The following is a 13,030-nucleotide window of genomic DNA, read 5'->3' on the forward strand; positions in this document are numbered from 1 at the left end:
CCTATCCAATGATAATTGCTTCTTCTCTTTCTCTATATATCTTAGGTTTATCAACTTTTATGAATGCAAGTACTAATGATATTGGTCCGATTTTCCCAAAAATCATCGTCAATGATATTATAATTTTTCCTAAAATTGACAAACCTGATGTAATTCCTCTAGTTAGACCTACTGTACCATAAGCTGAAAAGACTTCAAATAAAATATCCAGTATTTCAACTTCCGGATTGGTTATAGCTAAAAACAATATTGCTAAAAACATCCACATTACAGATATAGTGAAAAGTGCAACGGTTTTTTTAGTGACTTCTTCTGGAAGTCTTCTATTAAAAATAGTTATATCTTTTTCTTTTCTCAGATTTGATTTCGTAATTAAATATAAACTTGCTGCAGTTGTTGTCTTAAATCCACCTGCTGTACCTGCTGGAAATCCACCTACAAACATTAGTGGTAATGTAAGTAGTATAGATGAATTCATTAATGAGCCTTGATTGACAGTAAAGAAACCTGCGGTCCTTAATGTTACCGACTCAAAAAATGCTAATAATATTTTATTAAACACATTATGATTTCCTAAAGTTTCTGGATTATTCCATTCAAATATTAAAAATAATATTGTAGGCACTAGTATAAGCGCACCTGTAGCGAGCAGAACGATTTTTGTATGTAATGAATATTTTTTATAGTTCAATTTTTTTTCTAATAATTCACTTATTACTTTATGACCGATACCACCAATTATAATTAATGCTGATATTACTATCGTAAAGCTAACATCTAAAGCAAATGGTGATATGGATGTTTCACCTATAATATCAAAACCAGCATTACAAAATGCTGAAATAGCATGAAAAAAAGACATTCCTATCCCTTTTAAAACCCCATATTTAGGTATAAAAGATGTCATTAGCAATAAAGCTCCAATCCCCTCAATTATAAATGTAGAAATAATAATAAATTTAATTAATCTCATCAATCCCTTTAAGGAAATCATATTATTTTCTTCTGAAAGCTGTAGTCTATTTGATACAGTCATTTTTTTATTAAATACTAATGCCAATATAGATGCAGCAGTCATAACTCCAAGTCCACCTAATTGAATCAATGAAATTAGTATTATTTTACCAAATAAATTCCAATGTACAGCCGTTGTCACAGTAGTTAATCCTGTAACACAGACCGCTGAAACTGTGGTAAAAAATGCATCTATTGGTGCTGTCCAAGTTCGATATGCTGTCGAAATTGGTAAAGTCAACAATATTGTTCCAATAAAAATAATAATAAGATATATTGTTAAAATTATTCTTGCTGGATTTTTTGTTGAAAATATTTTGTTAAATAAGTTTTGTTTTTTCATATTTTCTCCTTATATAAAATACATTATATCAAAAAATCCAACTCATATCTATTTACTTTTTGAAAATAAAAAACTGTTATAAAAAATATTTCTATAACAGTTCAATTAATATAATTATGCATTTTTTGCAGTTTCTACTAGATTAGAAAATGCTTTTGGATTGTTAATTGCAATTTCAGATAACATCTTTCTATTGATGTCAATATTTGCTTTCTTTAATCCTCCCATGAATTTTGAGTAGCTCAAACCATTAGCTCTTGAAGCTGCATTGATTCTAGCAATCCATAATTGTCTAAATTCTCTTTTTCTATTTTTTCTACCAATATAAGCATATTGTAAGGATTTCATTACAGCTTGTTTTGCTGTTCTAAATAATCTTGACTTTCCACCAAAGTATCCCTTAGCTTGTCTTAAATATTTTTTGTGTGTTTTTTTAGAATTTACTGCACGTTTTACTCTTGCCATTTTTACCTCCTAAGGAATCATATTTCCAATTCTTCTCATATCCGCTTTACTTACTAAGGTTGATTGTCTTAGATTTCTCTTTCTTTTTGGTGATTTTTTAGCTGTAATATGTCTTTTATAAGCCTTAAATCTCTTTAATTTACCTGTACCGGTTCTCTTAAATCTTTTAGCTGAACCTCTATGTGTTTTCATTTTACCCATGTCATCCTCCTATTCAGATTTCTTTTCTATAAACATAACAAGACTTCTACCTTCCATTTTTGGTTTTGAAGCAATTTTTGAAATATCTTTTACCATATCAAAAAATTCTTCTAAAACTTCGGCACCTTGTCCTTTATATGCCATTTCTCTACCTTTAAATCTAATACTAATCTTAACTTTGTCATCATTGTTAATAAATTTTCTAGCATGTGCTGCTTTAGTTTCAAGATCATGTGTTTCAATTGAAGGAGATAATCTTATCTCTTTAACATTAACAGTTTTGGCATTTTTTCTAGCTTCTTTTTGTTTTTTCATCTGCTCATATCTATATTTTCCATAGTTCATGATTTTACAAACCGGTGGCTTCGCATTAGGTGAAAGTAGTACTAGGTCTAAACCTTTCTCATCAGCTCTCTTTTGTGCATCTTGAGAAGTAAAAATACCTACTTGTTCTCCATCATCCCCTATTAATCTTACTTTTGGAAAACGGATTTGATCATTGATTTGAAGTTCTTTAATAACATACCTCCTAAAGTATATAATATTAGTTTAAATAAAAAATAGTAACGCAGGTACCTACGTTACTATCAAATAAAATTCGATTAAGTTTGACCTTATGCGTTTTACGATAAGGTGAGAGTAGGTATCTCTGCTTGTACTAAGCAAGTATATCCTAATCTCTCTATTTTGTCAACTATTATTTATTATTTTTTCTTTGTTTTACGTCCTCAAGCAATTTTTTAATAAATTCATCGATATCCACATCTTTTGATTTCTTTTCCCCATATTTTCTTACTGAAACTGTATTTTTCTCAATTTCACTATCACCAATTACTAATTGGTATGGTATCTTAGAGGTTTGTGAATCTCTAATTTTTTTACCCATAGATTCATTTCTATCATCTAACTCAATTCTTAATCCTAGTTGTAAACATCTTTCGTGTAACTTTCTCGTAAATTCTCCATGATGTTCCACACTTACAGGTATAATTGTAGCTTGTACCGGACTTAACCATAATGGGAAATTACCGCCATAATGTTCAATTAATATTCCCATAAATCTTTCAAGAGATCCATAAATTGCTCTATGAATCATAACGGGTCTTGATTTTTCATTTTCTTCATTAATATATGAAATATCAAATCTCTCTGGCATTTGGAAATCTAATTGAATAGTACCACATTGCCATGTTCTTTTCATTGAATCTAATAATTGAATATCAATTTTTGGTCCATAGAAAGCTCCGTCACCTTCATTTATCTTATATGAAATACCTAATTCTTCAACAGTCTCAATTAATGCTTTCTCAGCAGCATCCCAATCTTCTTGAGCCCCCATTGAATCTTCAGGCTTTGTTGAAATCATGACTTTATACTCAAAACCAAATTTTGAATATATTTCTCCCATCAATCTCATAATTCCTTTTATTTCATCTTTTATTTGATCTCTTAAACAGTAAATATGGCCATCATCTTGTGTAAATGCTCTAACTCTAAATAATCCATGTAATGCTCCAGATAATTCATGTCTATGAACAAGACCCAATTCAGCTAACCTTATTGGTAAATCTCTGTATGAATGGGGTTTTGATTTAAATACTAGAATTTGATCCTGGACAATTCATAGGTTTAATAGCATACTCTTCTTCATCAATTTCAGTAAAGTACATATTATCTTTGTAATGATCCCAATGACCAGAAGTTAACCATAGCTGTTTATTTAAAATCATAGGAGTCTCAATTTGACCATATCCTTCTTTGTCTAATAACGAATTTAAGTATTTTTTAATATTATTCTTAATTACCATACCCTTTGGTAAGAAGAATGGAAATCCTGGACCTTCTTCTGTAAGCATAAATAAGTCCATTTCCTTACCTAAAATTCTGTGATCACGTTTCTTAGCTTCTTCAATCATATGTAAATAATCATCAAGTTCTGCTTGTTTCTTAAATGAAATACCATAAATTCTCTGAAGCATCTTATTGTTTACATCACCTCTCCAATAAGCACCTGCCACAGAAAGAAGTTTTACTGCTTTAATATCCTTTGTGTTCTCTAAATGAGGACCTTTACACAAATCTATAAAATCTCCCAATTCGTAAAGTGATAATTCAGAATCTTCTGCTAAATCATTGATTAATTCAACTTTGTATCTATCTCCATTATCACCAAATTTTTTAAGTGCATCTTCCCTAGAAATTTCTGATCTAATCAAATTATGTTTTTCTCTAGCGATTTTGAGCATTTCTCCTTCTATTTTCTCTAAATCTTCCGGAGTAAATTGGTGTTCGCTATCAATATCATAGTAAAAACCATTTTCAATAGCTGGTCCTATGGCAAATAATGTATCAGGGTATAACTTTTTTATAGCAGCAGCCATCAAATGTGAGCTTGTATGCCAAAATAAATGTTTTCCTTCTTCTGACTCATACTTGAAAAAATCAACCGAACTATCTTCACTTAATTTTTCTTGTAATCCCATTAATTTATCGTTGTTGACTTTTGCTCCAACAACTGCTCTAGCTAAGCCTTCTGATATAGATTTTGCAATATCTAATAAAGTTGTATCTTTGTCAAATTCTTTTTGGTTTCCATCTGGAAATGTAATAATCATAATTTTCTCCCATTTATCATTTGAATAACTTCTTCAATTTTATATAAGTCTTGTTTCCCAGTTTCAAAATCCTTAAAAGTAACCAATTTCTCTTCTTCTTCTTTGGAACCTATTATTATAGTATAATCAACGCCCAATTTATCTGCATATGAAAACTTCTTTTTAGCCTTTCCCTTTTCCAAATAAATGTCTGACTTAATATTATTCTTTCTCAGTATTTTTAATACATCTATACTATATCCTATATTTTCTTGTTCCATAGGTAAAATCAATATTTTTTTCTTGTTTTCTTTTTTTATTTTTTCAAGTAATCCCGCTTCATTTAATTGATAAAATAATCTGGTTAAGCCAATAGATAGTCCAACACCAGGAAAATTTCTTTTGCTAAAATTATTAGCTAGGTTGTCGTATCTCCCTCCGCTACATACAGAGCCGATATTATCGTAACCTACTAAAAAAGTTTCAAAAACAGTTCCAGTATAGTAATCTAGCCCCCTAGTTATTGTTAAATCTATTTTGATATTTTCCTCATTTACTCCAAATTTTTTCATATAATAATAAACTTGTTTCAATTCATCTACACCTGTTAAAAATGTCTCATTATCTATATCAACTTTTGCAAGTTTTTCTAATATAGATGTGTTAGATTTATCTGATTCAATAAAACTAAAAATTTTCGATATATCATCAATAGAAATATTTAATTTTAATAATTCTTGTTCTGTTTTTTCTCTGCCAATCTTTTCAATCTTATCAATAGCTCTAAGTATATTTTCAAAACTATTTAACCCAATATGTTGTAAATATCCCTCAAGCAATTTTCTATTACTAATTCTAAATAAAATTCCGGAAATATTTAACTCCTTAAAGATATTAAAAATGACAGCAGGTAATTGAGCGTCATTTACAATAGAAAGGGATTCACTACCTACAATATCTATATCACATTGATAAAATTCTCTATATCTTCCTTTTTGATTTCTCTCGCCTCTATAGACTTTTCCAATTTGATACCTCTTAAAAGGAAAATTTAATTCGTTTGAATTCATAGAAATATATCTAGCTAAACTTACTGTAGAATCAAATCTTAAAGCTTGTGGCGTGGATTCCTTGTCAATTCTATATATTTGTTTAGATGTTTCTCCGCCACCTTTTGAGAGTAATATTTCTTCTTTCTCAATTAATGAAGTATCTAAATTTACAAATCCGTATTCTGTAAAATTTTTTTCTATAATATTTTTTATAATATCAAATACCCTTTGATCTTCTGGTAATAATTCCATAAAACCCGGTAAAATTGAGGGGTTAATTAAACTCATCATATCTCCTTTGCTCATTATATTAAAATATAGATGATTCCTAAATAAAAATCAGCTAGAAAATCTAGCTGACTAAATATTATCTTTCTTTAAGTCTTTTAGATACTGCTTCTTGAACTTTATCGTAATTAAATCCTGCTTCAAGAATAATTACTTTTCTCTGTACTCCGTATCCAACATCCCCTTTAATGATCAAATCAGCTAATTTATCTAAATCCATTCCTTTGATATCAGAAGGTTTTACAATAGCATTATATGGATTTTTTTCACTTCTTGGTGCAAAACTTGAGCTTGATGGTAAACCATCTGTAGAATTGCTTGAACTTGAGTTTGATTCTCTTTCAGTTTCCTTCTTAGTCTCGCGTTCTGTTTCTTTAGTTGTTTCTTTTTCAGAACTCTGTTTCTTTGGTTGTTTCTTTAGTTGTTTCTTTTTCAGAACTCTGTTTTCTTTTTCAGACTCTGTTTCTCTTGTTGTTTCCTTTTCAGACTCTGTTTCTTTAGTTGTTTCTCTTTCTGATGTAGTATCTTTTGAACTTTCTATACTTGTTTCATTCTTGGATTCATTTTTGTTAGAAGTGCTTCCCTTTCCAGTGAACGCCTTAACAAAATAAAAAACTAATAATATTAATAGTAAAATAACCAGTCCTACCAGCACATAATTCAACCAGTCATCATTTCTTCTTTTTCTTCGTCTATTATCGTTATTCATAATTACCTCTTTCATTTTCTATATCATATATATTAGTACAAAATCTCTTAAATTTCAATATTTATTTTAGTTATTCACTAATACTATGTAAAAAATAAAACTCGGTTTTCACCGAGTTTACTTTGGAGCGGAAGACGAGATTCGAACTCGCGACCCTCGCCTTGGCAAGGCGATGCTCTACCTCTGAGCCACTTCCGCATATTTTATTGAGTTACCAAATAATTATATACTTTCAGAATATAAATGTCAACTTTTTTTAAAAAACTTATTAGAATTATATGAGTTTATCATATAATTCTTAAAATTAAAATATACAATCCGAATTTCTTGACAAGTAAATTTTATAGGAGTATAATATTTGATACAAGCTTGATTAGCTCAGTTGGTAGAGCAGCGGACTCTTAATCCGTGGGTCCAGGGTTCGAGCCCCTGATTGAGCACCAATGAATATAAAAAGAGAACAGTTTTGATATAAATGTTCTCTTTTTTTGTAATATTTGGTCTTATAATTAAAATGAAAAAAATTAAAAATTTAAGATAAGTTATATAAGGAAAAATAATGAAAACAAGAAATTTATTATCTAAAGTAGGATCAACAACAGCTACATTATCTAGACTATTTATATGCCTTGATCCTATGGATAAGATCAAGACCGTAACAGAGTTTTCAAAACAACTGAAAGTCTCAAGAGGTACAATCCAAAACTCTATAAGATTTTTGACAGATTTAGATGCTATTAAACTAGAATCTCGTGGACACCTTGGAACATACATTATAGAAAAAGATGTTATGAAATTGCTACAGATATCTGGACTTAATTACATAATAGGAGCCATGCCTCTTCCTTACTCAAAAAGATACGAAGGCCTAAGCACAGCTATTATTCAATCTATTGAGAATAATTTAGATATTCCAATAAATATGTCATACATGCGAGGTTCCAAAAATAGGATAGAAATGCTTCTAAGTGGCAGATATGATTTTGCTATAACTTCAAAATTTGCCGCCTTAGATGCTATAAATGATAACAGCGAATTAGAAATTGTAAAAGAGTTTGGGCTTTATAGTTATTTAAGTGGACACGTATTAATGTATATTGATAAAAATTTCGTAGAAATAGAAGATGGGATGGTTGCTGCTATAGATAGTGATTCTGTAGATCAAGAAAGATTAACTATGTTAGCATGTAAAGAGAAGAAAATCGATTTTATTTATACTACATATAGTCAATTAACTAAAAATTTAGAAACGTCTAAAATTGATTTTGCTATTTGGAACGGAGATGAACTAAAAAATAAACATTCTAATATCATGACTAAACAATTAGATGTAAATGACTCTATTAATACAATTGCCGTAATTATTATCGATAAAAAAAGAATAGAAATAAAAAAAATCATTGAAGATTACATAGATGTTAATTTTGTAAAAGATATACAAAAAAAAGTAGTTGAAAATAAAATAATTCCGAAATATTAAACTCGAAGAAAATTCTTCGAGTTTAATTAGACTTAAATTATTTATTTTAAGAATTCATTTATAATCTCATTAACAAACTTGAAGGTTCCATTATAAGTCCCTTTTTCATTCAATCCAAGATTTTGTTTATTTGTTAAAATTATAAATGACATATTTTTTTCCGGATTAACCACAAAGTGCGTCCCAGTAAAACCATTGTGTCCATAGGATTTTTTCGAATTATCTCCCATATACTTAGAATTTAGTTCAAATCCATATCCTCTACTATTCTTGCCTAAATGATTTTCAGTAAATTCATCTATAGTTTTTTGATCATAAATTCTAACACCCTCTATTTCTCCACCATTTAACATCATCTGTGATAAAATAGCTAAGTCTTTTGCTTTAGAAAATACCCCTGCATGTCCAGCAATTCCATTTGCTGCCATACCAGCATTACCATCATTTACTTCTCCAATTAGTGTATATTTTCTCCAGTTATTAAATCTCTTAAAAGCATTTTGATTTGATGTTGTATCATAACCAAAATTTGGATAATTACTTTCGTCTATCATTCTGTATTCAAATGGATTTCCTAAAGATGTTGCGGCGATTTTATCTTTTGAAACTCCATGTTCTAAAGGTTTATAAAATGTATTAACCATACCTAGTGGTTTATATATTTCCTCTTCAACATACTTATCTAAAGATTTTCCTGATATTTTTTCCACTACATATCCTAATGTCATATAGCCAAAATCACTATATTTATAATCTCCTTTTTCAAATATAGGCCTCATATTATTTATATACTTTAATAACTCATCTCTATTATTATCTACATAAAGAAATGAAGGTACCCATTGAGGCATTCCAGATGTATGAGTTAATAATTCTTTTATTGTTATTGATTCTTTACCATTTGCACCAAATTCTGGAATATATTTCGTAACTAAATCATTTACACTAAGCTTACCTTCATAACTTAATTTCATAATAGCCTGTGTAGTTGATACCACTTTTGTAACCGATGCTAAATCAAATATTGTTTCAGTACTCATTTTTCTTGGATTATCTAATTTTTCAATTTTAGGATTTGCAATATTATTAAAATCTTTATAATTATTTAAGTGAGCGTATCCATAAGCTTTTTCAAAAATTATTTTATTATTTTTAGTTGCTAGTATGACTACTCCTGGAACTAATTTTTTATCTAGATTAGCATCTACAATCTCATCAATATTTTTTTCAATTTTTTTATCCAATTCTTCTTTTAAAATTGATTTCGTTTCATTTTTAGTATCACTTTCAAGTTTGTTTTTTTTATTTTCACTTGTGCATGATATGATAGAAAATAAAAGAATTGACATAACACAAATAATTTTAACAGTTTTGTTTATCAAAATTCCTCCATAAAATTTTAACCAGTAATGATATATCTCTAACTAAATTATTTGTTTCAAAAATGATTTTCCATTTTTTATCTTTGTTCCAAAATAATCAGCTGCTGTTTGTCCAACATCAGCCATAGTATCTCTATGACCAATATCTATCAAGTCTCTATTATTTTTCCTATATACTAAAATTGGTACATTTTCTCGAGTATGCCTTGTATGTCCAATCGTTGGATTATTTCCATGATCAGCCATAATCACAAGAATATCTTTTTCATTTAACATTTTAATTACATTAGCAATTCTTGTATCACAGATATTCAATACATCGATATATCTTTCTGGATCCATGGCATGTCCAGCTAAATCAGTTTCTTGAATATTAACAACAAAAAGCCCATAATTGTATTTTCTTAAATCTGATATCAATCCATCAAAAGTTTCATTTGTATCTACACATGGGAACCTTGTGCCATTAGGAGAATAAATTATATTTTCTGCTTTACCATACAAATGGATATCTACTCCTTTTTTATCTAATGCAACCGGTAATTGTTCATTTACATCTACACCATATCCCAGATGTACTACATTATAATTTTTGTCATAAACTCCAGAATTAGGTGCATCAACTCCTATATATCCTTTTTTTGTAATAATATTATCTTCAATTTTTTCAATTGTTACATTTGAGCCTCCAAATGCAATTACTCTTGGAACCTCTACGTGCTTTCTAACAATATTTCCAATTTTTTTTATAAGTGAAAATCCACAATAATCTAATGCACCTACAACATTAATAGCTTGTCCTAGATTTGTTTCCATATTATCACCTATACAAATAACATTATCTACTTTTAATAATTCTAATCCATTCTTTTTTATTCTATCGACTTTATATCCCTGTTCGAATAAATCTTTTTCTAAATCATTAATAAATTCTGATAACTTCTGAAACTTAGGTTTTTTAGGCATTGACCCCATAATTTCTTGATGACCAAAATAAGAATCTGCACCAAAATGGAAAAGTTTACTCTTTCCAAATATTGCTTTTTTAGATTTTTTAAATTTCCTATTTACTTCTTCACCCAAGCTATTAACTAAACCTAAATTTAATAGATTATTCCAATTTTTTTCTTTGTTAAATTCCATTAAATGTAAACAAGTATTAGCTCCTACATCCTCAGGTCTAACCTCATATACATCGTCCATTGCACCTACTGCAAAACTATCTAATACAATAATAATAAATCTTCCATTATTCATTATATTTCCTTCCTAGAGAATCATATGTCCCAACTATAGAGTACTCATCATTAATTTTATCTAAAAGCACTACTCTGCTTCTAGTTACAAAAATCTGAAATCGAAAAGACATAATCACTGTATCACCAACATTATGATTATTTTTTAACTTAAAATAATAATCAATACTATCAGAATTCATTTTTAAGACTTTATCACATTTATTTTTTTTGCCATTACTAACTATGGCATTTTCAACATTCGATCTTCTATAGTGTCCACCACCATAAACATATGCATTTTTTTCAAAATTATGAGATACTTCACTTAAATATAAAACACATGGTTTTTCTTCTAAATTATTGTATGCATGAGCAGGGGTACTTCCAGAAAATCCATGCCCAGGTTCTCCATAAATATTATTTCCTAAAAAATTTTTATTTATATTATTAATACATGTAACTGACGGTAAATTTATATGACTTACTTTAATGTTGTTTTTTTCTAATATATTTTTAGCATCATATATCGTATAATAATTTTCTTTTTTTTCAATTTCATTTGTCTCCTTACTATATAAAAAAGCTGGGAATGATGTGACACCAATAATTTTTATATTCTTAAAACTTTTAGATTTTTTAACAAAATCATCAAATTTATTTAAATTTATTCCTGATTCCTGACCACTATAAAATACATCTTCTTTTTTGTATACTTTTATTATTACATTCTGAGTTATTCCTAATGATTTAGCAATTGAATTAATTTGTTCTAATTTCTCAATTGAAAAAACCGTTATTACTCCTACTCCATACTCTATTAATTCTCTAATCATTGCTTTTGGTATCTGTACCAAATTACCAACATTACCAATAGGAATATTATTATTCATCATAATTTTTGCTTCATTAAAATCTACAACTACAGCTCCCTCATATCCTATCTCAACTAATTTTTTAGCAATATAAGGATTTCTACCTAGCTGCTTCAACATAAATAATAATTTAACTCCTTTTTCATTTGCCACAGAAAGCATTTTTTTAGCATTTTCAAGCAAAATATTTAGATTTATGACATAGGAATCAGGAAGAATATTACCATTTTGATGGAGTTTTATAGCTATATCTATTAATTTTTCATTTCTTTCTTTTAATTTATTTAGAAACATTTTACACCTTTTTTATCGAATTTTTAAGTATTCTTAACACTGTATCAGCTCCTGCTTTCATAGGATTAATCCTTATCCAATAATCTTCATATTCTTTATTTTTAAATCTCATCGTACCTGAAACTCTATAGAACATTGGTACAATTTCATATCTACTTTCGGATCCTACAGGGTACTGAATTGCTCCAAATTCACCAACAATATCTATTATTTTTTTAGCAATTGGTTTATTAAATTTAATCAAAAGAACTTTTGATTGTGCATTTGCTATAATAACTTTATCTATATTTGGTATTTCACCTGAATTTATTCTTTCATAAATTTCTTCAATTTGTTTAGACTGTAATGCAAATTGTACAGGAGAATAAATAATTGTTCTGAGAACATCCATAGCTTCTGGTCCTTGTATTTGACTCCCGCCTGAATAATGAAATTTTCTTATTTTGTCAATCAAGTATTTTTTACCTATTACTAATCCAATTCTTTCTGGTCCTAATAATTTAAATAATGAAAAGCAAGATAAATCAGCTCCTAGCTCTGCACCTGTTTTATCTACTTTCATAACCGCATAATTATCATCAGTTATAATTTTTATATTTTTATCAAGTTTTTTAATAAACTCTATCACCTCTGAAATATTATATGAATCATGCAACTCCTGTCTTGTGTACTGTATTAAGCAAGTTGAAATATCTTTATTAGATAACAATATTTTTTTCACCGAATTTAAGTTATTATAGTCTGCACTTATTGGTTTATATCCCATCATCTTAAAAGTTGTCATTGTTGTAGAATATATCTCAGAAGTATGCACTAATATTTTTTCTCCTGATTTCATTGAACTTGCAAGGGCTTCTCTAATAGCTCCAGTTCCGCTTCCTCTAACAAACACTGTATCTTCTACATCGAAAAAGTTTGCCAAAACTTTTTCAACTTTTCCTGTTACTATTGGTTGATTTCTGGTTGGATTTATTCCGTAGTCTCCTGATTGTAAACTTTCAATACCATTAAATTCTTTTGTAATGCAATCAACTAATCTATATTGCTTTTTAATAGCCTCTTCCAATGTTATATTTTTTAATGGATATACTTTCATCT

Annotated in this window: 11 protein-coding genes, 2 tRNA genes and 1 pseudogene; 2 read left to right on the top strand and 12 right to left on the bottom strand. The window is 28.5% G+C overall.

The genetic code is table 11. The features are described 5' to 3' along the window. Position 1: 1 nt before the first annotated feature. The 8 genes and pseudogenes from AC4KN9_RS05015 to AC4KN9_RS05050 all read right to left on the bottom strand — a co-directional run bounded on the left by AC4KN9_RS05015 (position 2) and on the right by AC4KN9_RS05050 (position 6,864). Positions 2 to 1,357 carry a TrkH family potassium uptake protein gene (locus tag AC4KN9_RS05015; protein ID WP_491017538.1) on the bottom strand — a complete coding sequence of 452 codons (1,356 nt, stop codon included), beginning with the start codon at positions 1,355 to 1,357 and terminating at the stop codon, positions 2 to 4. Positions 1,358 to 1,471: 114 nt separating this feature from the next. After that, positions 1,472 to 1,822, bottom strand: coding sequence for a 50S ribosomal protein L20 (rplT, locus tag AC4KN9_RS05020; RefSeq protein ID WP_491017539.1), 351 nt, complete (start codon positions 1,820 to 1,822; stop codon positions 1,472 to 1,474). 9 nt (positions 1,823 to 1,831) lie between these two features. Further along, a complete protein-coding gene (gene rpmI / locus AC4KN9_RS05025; protein ID WP_491017540.1) occupies positions 1,832 to 2,023 on the bottom strand; it encodes a 50S ribosomal protein L35 in 192 nt (63 codons plus the stop codon). Positions 2,024 to 2,032: 9 nt separating this feature from the next. Further along, positions 2,033 to 2,566: a translation initiation factor IF-3 gene (infC, locus tag AC4KN9_RS05030; RefSeq protein WP_491017947.1), complete on the bottom strand. Its 534-nt coding sequence runs from the start codon at positions 2,564 to 2,566 to the stop codon at positions 2,033 to 2,035. 154 nt (positions 2,567 to 2,720) lie between these two features. Next, positions 2,721 to 4,638: pseudogene (gene thrS, locus AC4KN9_RS05035) on the bottom strand (threonine--tRNA ligase). After that, positions 4,635 to 5,957 carry a histidine--tRNA ligase gene (hisS, locus tag AC4KN9_RS05040; protein WP_491017541.1) on the bottom strand — a complete coding sequence of 441 codons (1,323 nt, stop codon included), beginning with the start codon at positions 5,955 to 5,957 and terminating at the stop codon, positions 4,635 to 4,637. The pseudogene thrS and the gene hisS overlap by 4 nt, the downstream one beginning before the upstream one ends. 79 nt (positions 5,958 to 6,036) lie before the next feature. Further along, complete coding sequence (locus tag AC4KN9_RS05045) at positions 6,037 to 6,666, bottom strand: hypothetical protein (RefSeq protein WP_491017542.1); 630 nt, start codon at positions 6,664 to 6,666, stop codon at positions 6,037 to 6,039. A 123-nt stretch (positions 6,667 to 6,789) separates the two neighbouring features. Then, positions 6,790 to 6,864 (bottom strand) — tRNA-Gly (locus AC4KN9_RS05050). A 169-nt stretch (positions 6,865 to 7,033) separates the two neighbouring features. Between AC4KN9_RS05050 and AC4KN9_RS05055 the strand changes: the two genes are divergently transcribed. Further along, positions 7,034 to 7,109, top strand: a tRNA-Lys gene (locus AC4KN9_RS05055). Between the two features lie 116 nt (positions 7,110 to 7,225). Next, positions 7,226 to 8,146: a GntR family transcriptional regulator YhfZ gene (gene yhfZ / locus AC4KN9_RS05060; protein ID WP_491017543.1), complete on the top strand. Its 921-nt coding sequence runs from the start codon at positions 7,226 to 7,228 to the stop codon at positions 8,144 to 8,146. Between the two features lie 41 nt (positions 8,147 to 8,187). Here yhfZ and AC4KN9_RS05065 read toward each other — a convergent pair whose 3' ends face one another. Genes AC4KN9_RS05065 through AC4KN9_RS05080 form a run of 4 tightly spaced genes read right to left on the bottom strand, consistent with a single transcriptional unit; the run spans position 8,188 to position 13,028 of the window. Continuing rightward, on the bottom strand, positions 8,188 to 9,528 hold the full coding sequence (locus AC4KN9_RS05065; protein ID WP_491017544.1) for a serine hydrolase domain-containing protein: 1,341 nt from the start codon (positions 9,526 to 9,528) through the stop codon (positions 8,188 to 8,190). Positions 9,529 to 9,570: 42 nt separating this feature from the next. After that, positions 9,571 to 10,785: a phosphopentomutase gene (locus AC4KN9_RS05070; protein WP_491017545.1), complete on the bottom strand. Its 1,215-nt coding sequence runs from the start codon at positions 10,783 to 10,785 to the stop codon at positions 9,571 to 9,573. Next, positions 10,778 to 11,932, bottom strand: coding sequence for an alanine racemase (locus AC4KN9_RS05075; protein ID WP_491017546.1), 1,155 nt, complete (start codon positions 11,930 to 11,932; stop codon positions 10,778 to 10,780). Before AC4KN9_RS05075 ends, AC4KN9_RS05070 begins: the two co-directional genes overlap by 8 nt. Position 11,933: 1 nt before the next feature. Then, complete coding sequence (locus AC4KN9_RS05080) at positions 11,934 to 13,028, bottom strand: aminotransferase class V-fold PLP-dependent enzyme (protein ID WP_491017547.1); 1,095 nt, start codon at positions 13,026 to 13,028, stop codon at positions 11,934 to 11,936. Positions 13,029 to 13,030: the final 2 nt, after the last annotated feature.

The organism is Helcococcus sp. SA-HE-C1, from assembly GCF_985670335.1.

What these genes read in the sequence shown, in the direction of transcription:
- AC4KN9_RS05045 (WP_491017542.1), bottom strand. Translation starts at nt 6,666, where the DNA reads ATGAATAACGATAATAGACGAAGAAAAAGAAGAAATGATGACTGGTTG.
- yhfZ (WP_491017543.1), top strand. Translation starts at nt 7,226, where the DNA reads ATGAAAACAAGAAATTTATTATCTAAAGTAGGATCAACAACAGCTACA.
- rplT (WP_491017539.1), bottom strand. Translation starts at nt 1,822, where the DNA reads ATGGCAAGAGTAAAACGTGCAGTAAATTCTAAAAAAACACACAAAAAA.
- rpmI (WP_491017540.1), bottom strand. Translation starts at nt 2,023, where the DNA reads ATGGGTAAAATGAAAACACATAGAGGTTCAGCTAAAAGATTTAAGAGA.
- AC4KN9_RS05075 (WP_491017546.1), bottom strand. Translation starts at nt 11,932, where the DNA reads ATGTTTCTAAATAAATTAAAAGAAAGAAATGAAAAATTAATAGATATA.
- AC4KN9_RS05080 (WP_491017547.1), bottom strand. Translation starts at nt 13,028, where the DNA reads ATGAAAGTATATCCATTAAAAAATATAACATTGGAAGAGGCTATTAAA.
- AC4KN9_RS05070 (WP_491017545.1), bottom strand. Translation starts at nt 10,785, where the DNA reads ATGAATAATGGAAGATTTATTATTATTGTATTAGATAGTTTTGCAGTA.
- hisS (WP_491017541.1), bottom strand. Translation starts at nt 5,957, where the DNA reads ATGAGTTTAATTAACCCCTCAATTTTACCGGGTTTTATGGAATTATTA.
- AC4KN9_RS05015 (WP_491017538.1), bottom strand. Translation starts at nt 1,357, where the DNA reads ATGAAAAAACAAAACTTATTTAACAAAATATTTTCAACAAAAAATCCA.